Source organism: Xanthomonas sp. WHRI 7064, from assembly GCF_040202355.2.
Lineage (GTDB): Bacteria > Pseudomonadota > Gammaproteobacteria > Xanthomonadales > Xanthomonadaceae > Xanthomonas > Xanthomonas arboricola.
The window spans coordinates 1,232,542-1,250,071 of the sequence record NZ_CP167821.1 but is presented as its reverse complement, the minus strand read 5'-3'; the positions used below and the strand labels follow the sequence as shown (position 1 = coordinate 1,250,071).

The 17,530-nt window shown below is 64.3% G+C and carries 15 protein-coding genes; 7 read left to right on the top strand and 8 right to left on the bottom strand.

The genetic code is table 11. From position 1 onward, the window contains the following. Positions 1-229: 229 nt before the first annotated feature. From ABQY74_RS05420 to ABQY74_RS05400, 5 genes are all read right to left on the bottom strand, one after another. Positions 230-946, bottom strand: coding sequence for a TorF family putative porin (locus tag ABQY74_RS05420; RefSeq protein ID WP_039523829.1), 717 nt, complete (start codon positions 944-946; stop codon positions 230-232). A 300-nt stretch (positions 947-1,246) separates the two neighbouring features. Beyond that, positions 1,247-2,278, bottom strand: a complete 1,032-nt coding sequence (locus ABQY74_RS05415) for a sulfate/molybdate ABC transporter ATP-binding protein (RefSeq protein ID WP_016902217.1) — start codon at positions 2,276-2,278, stop codon at positions 1,247-1,249. Between the two features lie 7 nt (positions 2,279-2,285). Then, positions 2,286-3,239 (bottom strand): sulfate ABC transporter permease subunit CysW, encoded by a 954-nt coding sequence (gene cysW, locus ABQY74_RS05410; protein WP_047128230.1) that lies wholly within the window; start codon positions 3,237-3,239, stop codon positions 2,286-2,288. Next, complete coding sequence (cysT, locus tag ABQY74_RS05405; protein WP_024938546.1) at positions 3,236-4,096, bottom strand: sulfate ABC transporter permease subunit CysT; 861 nt, start codon at positions 4,094-4,096, stop codon at positions 3,236-3,238. The genes cysW and cysT overlap by 4 nt, the downstream gene beginning before the upstream one ends. A 3-nt stretch (positions 4,097-4,099) precedes the next feature. Beyond that, a complete protein-coding gene (locus tag ABQY74_RS05400; protein WP_349793541.1) occupies positions 4,100-5,200 on the bottom strand; it encodes a sulfate ABC transporter substrate-binding protein in 1,101 nt (366 codons plus the stop codon). 89 nt (positions 5,201-5,289) lie between these two features. Between ABQY74_RS05400 and kbl the strand changes: the two genes are divergently transcribed. Together kbl and ABQY74_RS05390 are read left to right on the top strand one after the other, a co-directional pair. Beyond that, positions 5,290-6,498, top strand: coding sequence for a glycine C-acetyltransferase (gene kbl, locus ABQY74_RS05395; protein WP_349793543.1), 1,209 nt, complete (start codon positions 5,290-5,292; stop codon positions 6,496-6,498). Further along, positions 6,498-6,887, top strand: coding sequence for an HNH endonuclease (locus ABQY74_RS05390; RefSeq protein WP_104576257.1), 390 nt, complete (start codon positions 6,498-6,500; stop codon positions 6,885-6,887). Before kbl ends, ABQY74_RS05390 begins: the two co-directional genes overlap by 1 nt. Here the strand turns inward: ABQY74_RS05390 and ABQY74_RS05385 are convergent. From ABQY74_RS05385 to ABQY74_RS05375, 3 genes are all read right to left on the bottom strand, one after another. Continuing rightward, the gene (locus ABQY74_RS05385) at positions 6,841-7,692 is read right to left on the bottom strand and encodes a pseudouridine synthase (RefSeq protein WP_349793545.1); all 852 of its coding nucleotides are present in this window, start codon (positions 7,690-7,692) and stop codon (positions 6,841-6,843) included. The genes ABQY74_RS05390 and ABQY74_RS05385 overlap by 47 nt on opposite strands. Before the next feature lie 19 nt (positions 7,693-7,711). Then, positions 7,712-8,227, bottom strand: a complete 516-nt coding sequence (locus ABQY74_RS05380; RefSeq protein ID WP_024938551.1) for a hypothetical protein — start codon at positions 8,225-8,227, stop codon at positions 7,712-7,714. Positions 8,228-8,417: 190 nt separating this feature from the next. Beyond that, the gene (locus ABQY74_RS05375; RefSeq protein ID WP_016904179.1) at positions 8,418-9,515 is read right to left on the bottom strand and encodes an OmpA family protein; all 1,098 of its coding nucleotides are present in this window, start codon (positions 9,513-9,515) and stop codon (positions 8,418-8,420) included. Between the two features lie 416 nt (positions 9,516-9,931). On the opposite strand from ABQY74_RS05375, the gene ABQY74_RS05370 reads away from it, so the two are divergent. The 5 genes from ABQY74_RS05370 (at position 9,932) to ABQY74_RS05350 (ending at position 17,435) form a co-directional block, all read left to right on the top strand. After that, positions 9,932-10,954, top strand: coding sequence for a zinc-binding alcohol dehydrogenase family protein (locus ABQY74_RS05370; RefSeq protein ID WP_349793547.1), 1,023 nt, complete (start codon positions 9,932-9,934; stop codon positions 10,952-10,954). A gap of 601 nt (positions 10,955-11,555) precedes the next feature. Next, the gene (locus tag ABQY74_RS05365; RefSeq protein ID WP_349793549.1) at positions 11,556-13,595 is read left to right on the top strand and encodes an NADPH-dependent 2,4-dienoyl-CoA reductase; all 2,040 of its coding nucleotides are present in this window, start codon (positions 11,556-11,558) and stop codon (positions 13,593-13,595) included. 298 nt (positions 13,596-13,893) lie between these two features. Then, entirely contained in the window at positions 13,894-15,204 is a 1,311-nt protein-coding gene (locus tag ABQY74_RS05360; RefSeq protein WP_349793551.1) for an MFS transporter, read from the top strand. Between the two features lie 1,091 nt (positions 15,205-16,295). Next, positions 16,296-16,757 carry a cell wall hydrolase gene (locus ABQY74_RS05355; RefSeq protein WP_016905076.1) on the top strand — a complete coding sequence of 154 codons (462 nt, stop codon included), beginning with the start codon at positions 16,296-16,298 and terminating at the stop codon, positions 16,755-16,757. A 63-nt stretch (positions 16,758-16,820) separates the two neighbouring features. Beyond that, the gene (locus ABQY74_RS05350; RefSeq protein ID WP_349793553.1) at positions 16,821-17,435 is read left to right on the top strand and encodes a glutathione binding-like protein; all 615 of its coding nucleotides are present in this window, start codon (positions 16,821-16,823) and stop codon (positions 17,433-17,435) included. Positions 17,436-17,530: the final 95 nt, after the last annotated feature.

Sequence of the window (17,530 nt, the reverse complement as noted above, 5' to 3'; positions counted from 1 at the left end):
CCCGCGATGGTGGGCGGGCAAGGGCCCTGCAGCCAGGCAGCAGATCAGCCGCTCCGCAAGTGATCTATCCGCACAATGCATCACTCAAAGACAAAACAGCGAGATTTGATTCCTAGTGTCGTTCAACTTCAGGCACTGAAGAACCCAGGCATCAACTCTTGCCGCCTCACCACTATCACTGCACAGCCGAGTCATTAAAGCCGCTGTTCAAGCGATTGCCATCACGGCATTACGGCCAGGTAACCGTGGCAGTCGCGACCAGATGGTTCTGCGAATTCTGCCGACCGAAGCCGAATTCCGCCGCCTCGCTGGTGTCGTAATAGCCAACGCTCAGGCCCAGCGGACCGAAGGCCTTGCCGACATTCACGCCGAAGTCGTTGTAGTCGTGATCCACCTGACTCAGCGACGAGGTATAGACGCTGTGCCCCGCATGCGCGCCGAAGGTGAAGTCGTAGGGCAGCGACCAGTTGGCATCCAGCGCGTAGTAGTAGCCATCGGTCTTGGTGCCGTAGAGATCGTTGGTGTAGGCAACGGTGAGGCTATAGGTTTTCAGGAACGTGGTCTTGGTGATCAACTCGGCGTAATTGGACGCGCCTGCTCCCAGATACTGGTAGCGATTGACCATCACATCGAAATTGAAATTGGTGCCCAGATCGGTGTTGTAGCCGACAAAGCCATCCACTTCCCAATCCGGATCGCCGGCACCGTAGTCGACATTGGACGTCCAGGTGCCGATGTACAGGCCAAACGGCGTCTTGTAGGTGAGTCCGGCCTGGAAGGCGGGCTCTTCATTGGTCTGCGAAATACCGCGGAACAGATAGTCGCTGGTCACCGCGAAAGTGCCGCTGAAGGGAGAAGCGGCGGCTTCTTCGTCCTGCGCTTGTGCCAACGGCACCACACCGAGCAACAGCAACGACAGACAACACGCGAGCGAGGACGGCTTCATGGACATCTCCTGGAACGATGGGCGGTCGGATTGCGCAAGGCGGGCCTGCCATGACTTATTAGTCCAACTGTCATTGCAGCGCAACATACAAGTCGCGCTCGCTTGACCCAGCGCACACGCTTGAGCGCAGACGACGCTGATCAGCGTTCTGTCTCATCGACCGCCCGCGCGGAATCTTGATGGCCGGGAGTGGAGATTCGGGATTAGAGATTCGCAACAGCAATGCGCAGCGCTGCCGACCGCTAATTCCAATTCCCTATTCCCGATTCACCATTCCCGGCTGGCGCCAGCCAGCCCAAATCAGACCGGAAACACCCCGTAATGCCGCGCGGCCAGCCGCAGCTGCTGCCCGGGCTGAAAGCTCCCCGCTGATGCCGGCAGCTCTACTTCCACCTCGTTGCCTGCCGGCTCCAGCGTTGCACGCAGGCGCAGACGCGCCCCGCTACGCTGCGACCAGGCCACCGTGGCCGGCCAGCCAGCGTCGTCCGGCACCAGATCTTCCGGCCGCACGTAAACCTCGACCGGGCCGGCCGCCAGCGCGGCATTGGCTGCCGGCAAGGCATGCCCGGCAACCTGGATCTGGCCTTGCGCCAGCACACCGGGGATGCGGTTCACCGCTCCCACGAAGGAGTACACGAACGGCGAGGCCGGCTTGTCGTAGATCATCGCCGGCGTGTCGAGCTGCTCGATGCGGCCACGGTTGAGGATCGCCACCCGGTCGGCCAGCTCCAGCGCTTCTTCCTGATCGTGGGTGACGAACACCGTGGTCAGGCCGGTCCGTTCGTGCAGCTCGCGCAGCCAGCGGCGCAGATCGCGGCGCACCTGCGCATCCAGCGCACCGAACGGCTCGTCCAGCAGCAGCACGCGCGGCTCGATCGCCAACGCACGCGCCAAGGCCACACGCTGCCGCTGGCCACCGGACAGCTGGGTGGGATAGCGCTGCTCCAGGCCCTGCAACTGCACCAGCGCCAGCAGCTCCTCCACCCGTGCGCGGATACGCGCTTCGGCCCAGCGCTCGTTGCCGCGCCGCACCCGCAGGCCGAACGCGATGTTCTCGAACACGTCCATATGCTTGAACAGCGCGTAGTGCTGGAACACGAAGCCGACCCGGCGCGACTGCACGCTCATGCGGGTGGCGTCTTCGTCGCCGAACAGCACCTGCCCGCCATCGGCATGCTCCAGCCCGGCCATGATCCGCAGCAGGGTGGTCTTGCCCGAACCGGACGGCCCCAGCAAGGCCAGCAACTCGCCCTGACGCACGTCCAGGGTGATGTCGTCCAGCGCGGTGAACGTATCGAACTGCTTGCGCAGGCGGTGGATGCGGATGCCCATGTTCACCTCAATGTCGGTGGTTGGCGGCGAGCGAATCGCCGTGCCGCCATTCCAGGTACGTCTTCAGCGCCAGCGTCAGCAGCGCGGTCAGTGCGAGCAACGAGGCACACGCAAACGCGGCGCTATAGGCGTATTCGTTGTAGAGAATTTCAACATGCAGGGGCAGCGTGTTGGTACGCCCGCGGATATGCCCGGATACCACCGACACCGCGCCAAATTCGCCCATCGCACGCGCCGCGCACAGCAACACGCCGTACAGCAGGCCCCAGCGGATGTTCGGCAGGGTCACCCGCCAGAACATCTGCCAACCGTTGGCGCCCAGGCTCAATGCGGCCAGTTCTTCATCGCTGCCCTGCTGTTCCATCAGCGGCATCAACTCGCGCGCGATGAACGGGAACGTGACGAAGGTCGTTGCCAGCACGATGCCGGGCAACGCAAACACGATGCGCGGCAACTGGATCAGCAACTCGCCAAAAAACGGCAACTGCAGCCGCCAGCCTTCGTCGATCAACGGCCATGCCCAGCCGCTGCGGCCGAAGATCAGCACGAAGATCAGGCCAGCCACCACCGGCGACACCGAGAACGGCAGGTCGATCAGGCTGATCAGCAAGCGCTTGCCGGCGAATTGGTGCTTGCTGACCGCCCACGCCGCCGCCACGCCGAACACCAGGTTCAGCGGCAGCACGATGGCAGTGACGATCAGGGTCAGCTTGATCGCCGACAACGCGTCCGGATCGACGATCGCACGCAGAAAGGTCTCCCAGCCGCCGCGCAGCGCCTCGGCAAACACCAGCACCAGCGGCAGCAGCAGGAACGCCAGCAGGAACAGCAGCGCCCCCGCAATCATCAACCACTGCACCCAACGCGGCTCGTTGGTGGCCGAGTCGGTGATGCGGCGGGCCTGTTCGGTCATCTGGCGGGTGTGCAACATGGCAGGCAGCGGCGAAACAGCATCGTTCATGCAGTCCTCCGTTGATAGCGCAGCAGGCGTGCCTGCAGCGTATTGACCACCAGCAGGATCACGAACGACAGCAGCAGCATCGCCGCGGCAATCGCGGTGGCGCCGGCATAGTCGAATTCCTCCAGCCGGATGGTGATCAGCAGCGGCGCGATCTCGGTCGAATTGGGCAGGTTGCCGGCGATGAAGATCACCGAGCCGTACTCACCCACGCCCCGCGCGAAGGCCAGCGCAAACCCGGTCAGGACCGCCGGCCAGAGCCCGGGCAGCACCACCCGCCACACCGTCTGCCAGCGCGATGCGCCCAGCGTGGCCGCGGCCGCTTCCAGCTCCCGCTCGCTCTCGGCAAGCACCGGCTGCACCACCCGCACCACGAACGGCAACCCGACGAACACCAGCGCCAGCACGATGCCAAGCTGGGTGTAGGCCACCTTGATGCCGATCGCCTCCAGCCAGCGCCCGACCCAACCGTTTCCGCCGTACAACGCGGTCAGCGCGATGCCAGCCACCGCAGTCGGCAAAGCGAACGGCAAGTCGATCACCGCATCGAACAGGCGCTTGCCCGGAAAGTTGTAGCGCACGAACACCCAGGCCACCCAGGTGCCCATCACCGCATTGAAGGCGCCGGCCGCGAAAGCGGTGCCGAAGCTCACCCGCAGCGCCGACAGCACGCGCGGCTCGCTCCACACCCGCCACAGGCCGTCCCAGCCCAGCCCGCTGGTCTTGATGAAGATGCCCAGCAGCGGGATCAGCACGATCAATCCCAGCCAGGTCAGCGTGATTCCAAGACTCAAGCCCAGCCCCGGCATCACGCGTCGGCGCGGTGACGGCGCTGGGTGGGGTGCAACCGACATCTGCATCGCCTACTTTTTTGCCTGGATCTGATCGAACACGCCACCGTCGGCGAAGTGTTCCTGCTGCGCCTTGTCCCACGACCCGAACGCTTCCTGGATGGTCACCAGCTTGATGTCCGGGAACCGTGCCAGGTCGGCAGGGTCGGCAAATTCCGGATGGCGCGGCCGATAGAAATGCTTGGCCGCCAGCTTCTGCCCTTCCGGCGCATACAGGTAACGCAGATAGGCCTCGGCCACCTCGCGGGTGCCGTGCTTGTCGACGTTCTTGTCGACCAGCGCCACCGACGGCTCGGCCAGGATCGACAGCTTGGGCACCACGATCTCGAACTTGTCCTTGCCCAGCTCTTCGCGCGCCAGCAGCGCCTCGTTTTCCCAAGCCAGCAGCACATCCCCGATGCCACGCTGCACGAACGTGGTGGTGGCGCCGCGCGCACCGGTATCGAGCACCGGCACGTTGCGGAACAACGCCTGCATGTAGCGCAAGATGCGCTCGCGGTCGCCCTTGAAGATATGGTCGGCGTAGGCCCAGGCGGCCAGATAATTCCAGCGCGCGCCACCGGAGGTCTTGGGGTTGGGCGTCACCACCGACACGCCGGAGCGCAGCAGGTCCGGCCAATCGTGGATGTTCTTCGGGTTGCCCTTGCGCACCAGGAACACGATGGTCGAGGTGTACGGCGCGCTGTTGTCGGGCAGGCGCTTTTCCCAGTCGCTGTCGATCAGCTTGGCCTTTTCGGCGATCGCATCGACGTCGTAGGCCAGCGCCAAAGTGACCACATCGGCCTCGATGCCGTCGATCACCGCCCGCGCCTGTTTGCCGGAGCCGCCATGCGAGGTCTCCACCGTGACGGTGTCCTGCGGATGCTGCTGCTTCCAGTTCGCGGCGAAGGCGGTGTTGTAATCGCGATAGAACTCGCGAGTGGGGTCGTAACTGACATTGAGCAGGCCGATATCGCGCGCGCCTGCCGGGCCGGCCAGGACCAGCAGGCTGCACAACACGGTCGATACAAGACGGAAGCGGGGGTGGGTCACAGCAATCTCCAAACCGTTGGGGCGCAGCTGAACAGCAAGCATGCCATGCTGCGCAGCGGTACGCAGGCGGTGAAATGACATCAAGGCCGCACCTTATGCCGATTTTGCATGACGTAGTGGTATGCCACCGTGATCGTTAAAATCATGCGTCTCTTGCCACTGCGACCGCCATGACCAACGCTCCCGCTGCGCTGACTGCCCATTACGCCGCCGAACTGGAAACCATCCAGTCCCAGGGCCTGTTCAAGTCCGAGCGCATCATCACCGGCCCGCAGTCGGCGCGGATCACCCTGGCCAATGGCCGCAGCGTGCTCAACTTCTGCGCCAACAACTATCTGGGCCTGGCCGACCACCCGGACATCATCCAGGCCGCCAAGGACGCGCTGGACACGCACGGCTTCGGCATGGCCTCGGTGCGTTTCATCTGTGGCACCCAGGACCTGCACAAGCAGCTCGAGCGCACCATCGCCGATTTCTTCGGCACCGAGGACACCATCCTCTACGCGGCCTGTTTCGATGCCAACGGCGGCCTGTTCGAACCGCTGCTCGGCGAAGCGGACGCGATCATTTCCGATGCGCTCAACCACGCCTCCATCATCGACGGCGTGCGCCTGTGCAAGGCCAAGCGCTTCCGCTACGCCAACTGCGACATGGCCGATCTGGAAGCGCAGCTGCAGGCCGCCGATGCGGCCGGCTGCAAGACCAAGCTGATCACCAGCGACGGCGTGTTCTCGATGGACGGCTTCATCGCCCCGCTGGACGAGATCACCGCCCTCGCCCGCAAATACAACGCGCTGGTGCATATCGACGAATGCCATGCCACCGGCTTCCTCGGCGCCAGCGGCCGCGGCTCGGCCGAAGTCAAGGGCGTGCTGGACCGGATCGACATCATCACCGGCACGCTGGGCAAGGCGATGGGCGGCGCACTGGGCGGCTTCACCACCGCCAAGCGCGAAGTCATCGAACTGCTGCGCCAGCGCTCGCGCCCATACCTGTTTTCCAACTCGCTGCCGCCGCATGTGGTGGCAGCCGGCATCAAGGCCTTCGAGATGCTGGAAGCCGCCGGCGAGCTGCGCACGCAGCTGGTCGACAACACCCGCTACTTCCGCGAGCGCATGACCGCCGCCGGCTTCGACCTCAAGCCCGGCGTGCACCCGATCAGCCCGGTGATGCTCTACGACGCGCCGCTGGCGCAAAAATTCGCCGAGCGGCTGCTGGAAGAAGGCATCTACGCGATCGGCTTCTTCTTCCCGGTGGTACCCAAGGGTCAGGCGCGTATCCGCACCCAGATCAGCGCCGCGCACACCCGCGAACAGCTGGATCAGGCGATCGACGCGTTCATCAAGATCGGCCGCGAACTGGACATCATCCAGCACTGATGCGCACGGTGCTGCGCCAACGGCTGCTGCTGGCGGCGCAGACCGATACCCAGGCGCAGCTGTTGGATGGCAACTGGGAAACCCGCTGCCTGCATTGCCGTCGGCGCCTGCAACTGCGCGCCGATGGCGAACCGCTCGGGCACACCACGCTGGAACACGTGGTCCCGCAGGCCTGGTTCGGACGCCGCGCAGCAGCAACGCTATGCGCACAGGTCGGCGACGATGCGAATGCAGCGCGTAATCTCGCCCTGGCCTGTGCCGGCTGCAATCACGCCAAGGGCCGTCGCCACGATGCCAACGGTGCCGGCGACGCCCGCGCCGTCGAGGTGGTGAGCGCCTTGCTCAGCGCGCGTCTGGCGCGCTGGCGGGAGCCGCCGTCAGCGCACTGACTTCCGCTGGACTGAGCATCCGCCACGCACCCTTGCCCAGCTCGCCCATCGCCAACGAGCCGATCGCCACCCGCACCAACCGCAGCACGCCGATCTCCACCGCGGCCAACAAGCGGCGGATCTGCCGATTGCGGCCTTCGTCCAGCACGATCTCCAGCCACGCATTGCGCTCGCCTTCGCGCAGCACGCCGACCCGCTTGGCGCGCAGCAGCACGCCCCCGCCTTCCGGATCAGGATCAACCACGCCGGCCTGCAGCTGCGCCAGTTGCGCAGCGCTCGGGCGGCAATCGATCTGCACGTGATAGGTCTTGTCCGGCCCGGTCATCGGGTCGGTCACCGTTGCTGCCCATTGCGGATCGTTGCTGAAGAGCAGCAGGCCTTCGCTGGCCTTGTCCAAGCGCCCGACCGGGGCGATCCACGGCAAGCCGGCACCATCGAAGCAGCGATACACCGTGTCCCTGCCCTGCTCGTCGCGCGCGGTGGTGACCACGCCACGCGGCTTGTTGAGCATCAGATAGCAACGCGCCGGGCCGGCCAATGGCTGTCCGTCGACACGGATGGTGGAGTGCTGATCGGCGCGGATCGGATATTCGGGATCGCGTATTACGCGCGCGGCCACGCTGACCCGCCCGTCGGCGACCCAGCGCGCCGCTTCGGTACGCGAACACACGCCCAGTTTGGACAGCACGCGCGCCAGCCCGTGGCGTGGCGCGGTGGTCGCCGTGGTCGTACCGGAGGCGCGCGATGCGCCCGCCGGACCACGCGTGCGCTGCCGGGACGTCGCCGGCGCAGGCCGCCGGGTCATGCCGTCCCGACCGCGCTGCTTACTTGTTTTCGACCGACTTGGCGTCGGCCGCAGGCGTTGCCGTTGCGGCAGCAGCCGGAGCCGGTGCAGCCACCGGGCGTGCCTTGACCACACGCACCCCGCGCGCCTTCATCCAGGCATCGAATTCTTCGGCGGTCATGCGCTTGCCGTTCTGGCTCATGTCAAAGCGCCACGGCGTGTTGTCGAACGCGGTGGTGGCCTTGTAGGCGGCCGGATCGTTTGGATTGACGGTGCCGCCGGGCGGAATGACCTTGGCCAGATCCTGGCAGCCTTCCACGCGCAGACGCAGCAGCACGCGGTCTACCGACTGCTCGGTGGTGTAAGGCTGTGCCAGCACACCGGTGGGCATGCCCAGCTGCACGCTACGGGTATAGAACTCGGCGGCCGCCGGCGCGATGACGGTGGCGGGCAACGGCAGTGGCTGGGACACCGTGCTGCCGGCGCAGTTCGGAGCGGCGTAGGCGGCGGGAATCAAGGCGAGACAGAGCAATCCAGCCGTAGCGGTACGCAGCATCGGGTTCTTCCAATTATGAGTGTGGTGTTGACGCGGCGAGTGTAGGCAGCGATGAACGCCGTTTCAACCGGAAGCTTGCCTGGATGGCAACACAGACAGGATTTGCACCGCCTGGGCGCAGGTTTTGCGGCCCCACAAAGACAAAACCCGGCGCAAGGCCGGGTTTTGTATGCAACAGCTAGCGGTCCAATTAGTTCTGGACGTTCAGCTCGGTACGACGGTTCTTCGCACGGCCTTCCGGATTGTCGGAACCATCCGGGTTGGCGTTCGGAGCAATCGGACGGCTCTCGCCGTAGCCGATCGGACCAACCAGACGCGACGCATCAACGCCGTTCTTGGTCAGGTAGTCGTACACGGTGGTCGCACGACGCTCGGACAGCTTCTGGTTGTACTCGTCGGTACCCTTCGAGTCGGTGTGACCAGCAACCTCAACCTTCAGGTCGGGGTAACGCTTCAGGATCTCGGTCGCTTCGCTCAGGATCGAGACGGCGTCCGGACGCAGGGTCGACTTGTTGAAGTCGAAGTTCACGCCCTTCAGATCGATCGACACAGGCACCGGGCAACCGTCCGGACCGATGGTCTGGCCAGGCTGCGAAGCCGGGCACTTGTCGTCGCAGTTGTTGACGCCGTCACCGTCGTCATCCAGGTCTGCGCAGCTCGGAGCAACCGGAGCCGGAGCCGGCGGCGGAGCGGTCGACGGAGCCGGTCCCAACGGGATCACGACGCCGACCGAAGCCAGCACGTCGCCGAACCAGTCTTCCTGCGGAGCAGCAACGCTCTGGTCGTTGAAGTCAGCGCGGTAGGCCAACTCGGCACGCACGGCGACGCGCTTGTCGAAGGTGGTCTGCAGACCGACACCAGCCTTGGCGGCAAAGTTGCCATCCTTCTGCTGGCCCGGCGAAACCGGGTTCGGGGTCGCGTCGAATTCTTCTTCCGAACGCTGGTAGCCCAGACCGAACAGCAGGTAGGGGTTCCAGCCGCGGCCTTCCTGGATGAAGTGGCGACGCAGGTCGAACGAGATGCCGTACTGGCTCCAGTTCTGATCCTGGTTGGCATCGAAGTTCGGGTTCTGATAGTTCAGCTCGCCGTCGATCGACCAGTTCGGGCTAACGAACTTGCCCAGACCCAGGGTGACGAACGGGGCATCATTGGTCAGACGATCGCTGTCCTGGAAGTTGAAGCCAGCGCTACCGGTCAGGTACCAACGGTCATCGAACTCCTGCGCGGAAGCAGCCTGGGCAACCGCCAGACCGCCGAGCAACGCGGCAGTGAGAATTTTCTTGTTCATGTGTATACAGCTCCTTCTTTGGGAGATAAAACCGATAGAGGCGTTGTTCTTGGTAAAGATGCTCGTCACATCCAGAGCCATCGGGGCGCAGATTAAGCCGGCTTCAGTGAAGATCGCGTTAACGGTCATATAACATGTGAAAGCAATCACCAGAGCCGGCGATCCCCTTCAATACTACGTATACAGTTTCATGAAGGGAAGGACCGCGCACTCAGTTTGCACATCCGACCCGCATGAACCGCAGCCCAATTAAGCCAGTTGAATACGCTAGCGGATCCAACTTGCCGGCGGGCTGCGCAGTGATGCGAAAACCACATTGGTGAACGCCAGGCCCCGTCCGAGCTGAATTGTGGGGCCGGTGGTTGCAGCGCGACGGCTTCACAACGCACCCTGAACTCCCCACATGGAGCGACCCGATGAAAGCTGTCGTCATCACCCGTCATCTTCCAATCGACGATCCCGCCGCACTGCTTGACATGGAACTTCCGGCCCCGTCGGCCCCTTCGGGGTATGACTTATTGGTGCGTGTCGAGGCAATCTCGGTCAATCCGGTCGACACCAAGGTGCGTGCACCCAAGCCGCAGACGCTGGATGCGCCGAAGATCCTGGGCTACGACGCGGCCGGCGTCGTCGAAGCGGTAGGCCCCGAGGTCACCGCGTTCGCAGTCGGCGACGAGGTGTATTACGCGGGCGACATCGGCCGACCGGGCAGCAATGCGCAATATCAGCTGGTCGATGCGCGCATCGCCGGCTGCAAGCCCACCTCGCTCAGCTTCGCCCAGGCCGCGGCCCTGCCGCTGACCACGTTGACCGCCTGGGAGCTGCTGTTCCAGCGCATGCCGTTCTCTTTCGATGGCGCGCGCAATCGCGGCAAGCACGTGTTGATCATCGGTGGCGCGGGCGGCGTGGGCTCGATCGCGATCCAGCTGGCGCGGCATGCCGGCTTCAGCGTGATCGCCACCGCCTCGCGGCCGGAGACCACCGAATGGGTGCGACAGATGGGCGCCCAGCATGTGATCGACCATCACCAGCCGCTGCAGCCGCAGTTGCAGGCCCTGGGGATGCAGAGCGTGGACGCCGCACTCAACCTGGCCGACACCGACCGCTACTGGGAGCAACTGGGCGAGATCCTGGCACCGCAGGGGCATGTGGGCTTGATCGTGGAGCCGCGCGGCCCGCTGTCGATCGGCGACCCCTACAAATCCAAGTGCATCGGCATCCATTGGGAGCTGATGTTCACCCGTGCCCGCTACGCAACCGAGGACATGGTCGAGCAGCACCGCATCCTCAACCGCGCCGCCAGCCTGATTGATGCGGGCGAATTGCGCACCACCCATACCGAAACGCTGTCGCCGATCAATGCGCAGCAATTGCGCGAGGCGCACCGACGGCTGGAAAGCGGCAGCACGATCGGCAAGCTGGTGCTGGCGGGTTGGTGATCGGCATTAGCGCTTGAGTGCCGCTGCTGCATGGGGCCTGGGCGTGTTGGCTTGCGCATAACCTGTTGGCTTGCACATAAGTAAGGGAAGCAAGGCCGCAGCTCACGCGCTTGAATCAGCGGCAAAGCGGGACTGGCCTCCTGGTCGTGCGGCCCGCGTTGCTGCTGTGGCGTCGGCGTAATCGCCTTGCGTGCGCCGAAATGCACGCAAGGCGATTTGTTCCGCGACAGGAACGCCGATGTGGATCGGCTCTGTTCTATTAGAGAGTCGCAACTGCGATCACTGCGACCAGCGTGGCGTTTAGTACGTAACCGCCAAGCGGACGCAACTGATCGGGATATTGGCGAGCGCCGGATCGCACGCCAGCCATCCAAGGCCGTCTCGTTTGTTGTTTGCGCAGCTGGGCGCTCTGATACAGGCAGCTGGGCGCTCTGATACAGATAGAGGTGGAGCGCCCCCAGCTGATGCGCGGCCAGCTGCGGATACCCTCCGCCCTGCCCTCGTCCCAAACTGCCGACAGCACCGGCCGCGTGCGTCAAGACTTGCCGCCAGGCCCGTTTGCCTGCATCGTGCGCACTCCGTACGCCAGCGTATCCACACCATGTCGCCCGCCACCGGCCCGTCCGTCTCGTCCTACCCGCACCTGTTCGCACCGCTCGATCTGGGCTTCACGCAACTGCGCAACCGCGTCCTGATGGGCTCGATGCACACCGGTCTGGAAGACCGGGCGCGCGATTTCCCCAAACTGGCCGCGTATTTCGCCGAGCGCGCTGCCGGCGGGGTCGGCTTGATCGTCACCGGCGGCTTTTCGCCGAATGTGGTGGGCTGGCTCAAGCCGTTCGGCGGCAAGCTGTCGTGGCCGTGGGAGGTGCGCCCGCATCGTCAGGTCACCCGGGCGGTGCATGCACACGGGGCCAAGATCTGCCTGCAGCTGCTGCATGCCGGGCGCTACGCCTATCACCCGCTGTCGGTGGCACCGTCCAGACTCAAGGCGCCGATCAACCCGTTCACTCCTCGCGCGCTATCGGCACGTGCGGTGGATCGTCAGATCGCTGCCTATGCGCGTGCGGCGCGGCTGGCGCGCGACGCCGGCTACGACGGCGTGGAGGTGATGGGATCGGAAGGCTATCTGATCAACGAATTCACCGCTGCGCGCACAAACCAGCGCAGCGATGCCTGGGGTGGCGATGCGGCCAAGCGCATGCGCTTTGCGGTGGAGATCGTGCGACGCATTCGCGAGGCCTGCGGGCCGGACTTCATCATCATCTACCGGCTGTCGCTGGTGGACCTGGTCGAAGGCGGCAACCAGTGGCAGGACATCCTGACGCAGGCAAAGGCGATCGAGGCGGCGGGCGCGACCATCATCAATTCTGGTATCGGCTGGCACGAGGCACGCATCCCGACCATCGCCACCTCGGTACCGCGCGCGGCATTTGCCGGTGTGACCGCCAAGCTCAAGCCGCACCTGCGCATTCCGGTGGTGGCCACCAATCGCATCAACATGCCCGAAGTGGCCGAACGCATCCTCGCCGACGGCGCGGCCGACATGGTGTCGCTGGCGCGCCCGCTGCTGGCCGACCCGCAGTGGGCCAACAAGGCCCGCACCGGCCAGTCGCACGCCATCAATACCTGCATCGCCTGCAATCAGGCCTGCCTGGATCATGTGTTCGACAACAAGCTGGCGAGCTGCCTGGTCAACCCACGCGCAGCGCACGAAACCGAACTGATCTACGCACCGACCCCCAACCCCAGGCGCATTGCGGTGGTCGGTGCCGGCCCGGCCGGCCTGGCCTGCGCGACGGTGGCCGCCGAGCGCGGTCATCACGTCACCTTGTTCGATGCAGGCGATGCAATCGGCGGGCAATTCAACGTCGCCAGGCGCATCCCGGGCAAGGAAGAATTCAACGAGACGCTGCGCTACTTCGGTCACCGCATCGACGCGACCGGGGTGCAGCTGCGCCTGAATACCCGGGTAGAAGCGGCAGACCTGAAAGACTTCGACGAGATCGTGCTGGCCACCGGCATCGAGCCGCGCAAGGTGGACTTCCCCGGTGCCGACCATCCGATGGTCGTGAACTATCTCGACGTGGTGCTGGGCCGCCATGTCGCTGCCGACAAGGTCGCGATCATCGGGGCCGGCGGGATTGGCTTTGATGTCGGCGAATTTCTCGTGCACACAGGGCCATCGCCGTCGCTGGACCCTGCACGCTGGATGGCCGAATGGGGCGTGGACCCCAGCTTCGAAACGGCTGGTGCATTAGCCAAGCCGCAGCCCGAGCGCCCTGCCCGCCAGGTCTGGCTGCTGCAGCGCAGCCCCGGCAGACCTGGCGCGCGCCTGGGCAAGACCACCGGCTGGATCCACCGCGCTACGCTCAAGGCCAAGGGCGTGAAGATGCTGGGCGGCGTGGAATATCTGGGCGTGGACGACGCCGGCCTGCGGATCCGCGTGGAAGGCGCCGAACAATTGCTCGATGTCGGCACGGTGGTGATCTGCGCCGGGCAGGAACCGCGCCGCGACCTGCTGGCCGCGCTGCAGGCCAACGGGCAGCAACCGCATCTGATTGGCGGTGCGGATGTCGCCGCCGAACTGGATGCCAAGCGTGCGATCAATCAGGCCTGCCGACTGGCGGCGAAGCTGTAACACGGGCTGCTGTAACGCGCTGAACGCCACAGCAGCCTGCTCGCGGCGCCCGCATGAACCTCCGTGCGAGTGCCGTATTAGCCGGAGTGCCCCACCATCAACGCCGATGGTGATGGTCGAGCGATGACCGGCCTGCCCATCCGATGTCGGCGCAGGCGTCCACGCCGGCGTCGGACGCGCCGGATCGGTGCGCACCCCAACGCTGCCATCGATCTGGCGCCCGACAATGCGAACGCCGCTGATCGGCGCAGCGCGGTACATTCTTTTTCCTGTCGCGCAGCTCGGCTATAAACCGCACATGCCCTCGACGCTGACTGCAACGCTGCCTCCCATCCTGCCGCCGGCAGCGCTGCGGGCCTACGTTGCGGCGCATTTTGGCAAAAGCCTGCTGTGGTACACCGGCGAGTTGCTGCTGATTTTTGCGTTGACCGAATACGTCGGATTGAGCGCGGTGGCCGCCGGCGTGTCGGTTGCCGGCGGATTGGTCGTCAGTGCGGTGATGGGCATGCTTGCAGCGCGACGCTGGAGCGCCGGCGTCAGCCTGGCCTGGGCCGGCCGCTCGCAATGGCGCGGCATTGCCTTGGCAGCGATCGCCCTGGCGCTGCTGTTCGTGACGCCATCACTTCCCGCCGATGTCCGCCTGATCAGCGTATTGCTGCTCAGCCTGCCCTTCCGCGCCGCTTATGCTGTCGGTGACGTCGCACAGAACACCTTGCTGGGATTGGGCCACTGGCCCTGGCGTGGCGCGCGCGGCGTCAGTGCGCTGCGTCTGATCGGTAGCGGGCTGGCCGCACTCCTGGTCAGCGCCGCGATCGGCCTGGTCCTGAAGGCCGGCACGCCCGCTGCCGCATCGACTGCGTTGATGGTGGTCGCGCTGGTCAGCAGCATCGCACTGCTGTCGGCATGGTGGTTACGCAACGCACTGCAGCCTTACACGCATACGGCTACCGCCACGCCATCGCCGCTAGCTACCTCTTATTGGCGGTGCGATCAGTTGCTGCCCTTGGCGATCATCGCCGCACTGGCCTTGGCGTTGCCGACATTCACCAAATTGGCGCCGTATCTGGCGCAGTCGCGTACCGGCTCGGCCGGCTGGGGCAGCGCGGTATTGATTGCATATGCATTGGGCAGCGTTTGCATACAGCCCCTGGCAGCGCGTTGGCCGACCGTGGCAATGCGTCGATTGGGCCTGAGTGGAGCCGCGTTGTCCGTACTGGGATTGCTCTTCGCCACCGCCACGTCTCGACATTACGTGCTGGATGCCAGCCTGGCCGTCGGCATCGGTTTGGCGGCCGGTAGTGCCGGGCAATGGGTGTGGGCACGCCATGCAGAACTTGCTTCGCGCCATGGCCCCGCACAGCAGGCGCGCGAAAGTGCCGCACTCACCGCGACCGCCCAACTCGCGCTGGCAGCCGGCAGTGGCGTGATCGGACTGCTGCTGGGCACATCCGACTATCACACCGGAAACGATACGCATCTGGCGTGGGCGATGGCCTTGGGGCCGATGCTCTGCGGCGTGTTGTGCATGCTGATCGCCTGGATCGGCAGTGCATTTGCAATGCCTGAAAAACGCAGACCTGTTGCAGCAATGCCGTCGAGTCAGACCTGACGATCTCGATCAGGCCACGCTGATTTTCAACGCGTGCGCACAAGGCTCTGCGCTGACTGCAGTTGTGGTCTTCGGCAATCGCCCTGCATGTCTGCATGTCTGCATGTCTGCATGTCTGCATGTCTGCATGAAACTATTTCGCTCCGTGTCGAACTTGATGCGTGTGATTCAAGATGCCTGACACGTTTGAACATATGCACTGCGAATAAGCAAAAGCGGCAGCAAGCGCGTAATGCGATTGCCGTATGGTCACCGCAGATGTGCCACTGATACCGTCGAAAGAATCGTGATCGATGATTTTGACGATCTAGGCTGCATATCATCGTGCAGCCACTACAAGCCATCTAAAATTCCGCTAACGCATTTGTGCGCGATGCATATGCAAGCTTGATGCGCGACTTGGTGATGCGATGCGAGGGCTAATAACGTCGTGGCGCTTCGTGCTCAGTCGTCACCATCAACGCGCATCGAGCAACTCGGACGCCTCTTCTAGTGATTACAACGCCGCGTTCTACGATGCACATGCGAGCGTTCGATGCATGATCCGGGCAGCATCAAGCACCACGCACAGAAAGTTCCTTTATGCACCCCGCGTTCGCATCTCGATGTATCCCCGCTGCGATAGAAAACGGCAGTACGCAAGCACATCCATCAGTGACGATGATGTGTAGCGCAGCCTGCCAATGACGCTACATGCGTAGCTCACGCGCAACGCATTGCGTATCTCGAACAACCGCGCAGACCCGCAACACTGCGCGGGCACCGTGTCGATATCGGTTACAGCATCGCTGTCGCCACCGCGATGCGACGCACACAACGAATACATCGCGCTGTTGTCGTTGAGCGAAGCGGTAGATGCAGCAAGCGATCACACGCGTCAACCCCGCCTATTCAGCCGCGATTCTGTGATCGACGCCTACCTTGCGCCAACTTTTTGACCCACCGCATTTGGTGGGCACCTCCGGTAGATCTTCTTTCGCCGGAGACCGGGCGACCCGTGGCAGGTCGCCTCCCCATGACGCCAAGCCCTCTGTACTGGTGCATCCACCTTGGATGCTCTACGGATCGGCCCATACGGAGCAAGGAGTTATATGAAACTGGTTTGGATACTTTGGCTGTCGCAGTTGTTGCCGCAGCCGGCTGCAGATTCGCTGTGCTTGAGCACTACCGTGTACCTGGAAGCGCGTGATCAGACCTTGCGCGGCCAGCAAGCCGTCGCCGAAGTTGCGTTGCGTCGGCTGGACAGCGGTTTGTGGGGCGACTCGATGTGTCAGGTGGTCACTGCGCGCAAGCAGTTCGCGCCCACCATCGTGGCTCCGGGAACGCAGCTGAAAAACGACGATGCCTGGAACAAGGCGCTGGATGTGGCACTGGCTGCAGAGCGCAACTGGGCGCTGCCGGTGGGTCAACGCAAGGAAATCGTGCCGGGTGCCAGTCACTTTGCCGCAAGCGCGATCGCAAGCCCGAGCTGGCGTAATGCCTATCAGGTGGCCACCATCGGCGACCACACGTTCTATCGCGTACAGAAGCTGCGCCCGCGCACCGCATCCTGACGCTGCCCACGCACTCACGCGTTGCCGCTAAGCTTGCGTCTTCGTTCTTGTGCGGAAATTCTCATGAAGCTGTACACCAAGCCGGGCGCGTGTTCGCTGGCAGATCACATCGTGCTGCGCTGGTCGGGGCTGCCCTTCGATCTGGAGGTGGTCGACGCCGCCACGATGAAGTCCCCCGAGTATCTGCGCCTCAACCCGGCCGGTGCCGTGCCGCTGCTGCTCGTTGACGACTGGGCACTGACCCAGAACGCCGCCATCCTCAACTACATCGCCGACATCGCGCCGCTCACCGGCCTGTCCGGCGATGGCACCGCGCGCAGCCGTGCAGAGATCAATCGCTGGATCGCCTTCGCCAATGCGGATGTGCATCCGGCCTTCAAGCCGATCTTCGGCAGCACCGCCTATCTGCAGGACGACGCGCTGATCGCGCGCAGCCATGCCGACGCACGCAGCAAGCTGCGCAGCTTGTACGAACGTGTCGACGCGCATCTGCAGGGGCGCAACTGGCTGGCAGGCGACACCCACACCGGCGCCGATGCGTACCTGTTCGTGACGCTGCGGTGGGCGCAGAAGGTGGGCGTGGACCTGAGCGGCCTGAGCGCAGTGGATGCATTCGTGCAGCGCATGCTGGACGATACGGATGTGCAGGCCGCATTGCAGGCCGAAGGCCTGGCTTGAGCCGAAGGTAGCGCGCGAGGTGATCGGTGCAGCGGCCATGCGTCTCGCACCGGCTCTACAACATCGATGGGCATGCCTGTAGCTTTTCCGCGCCG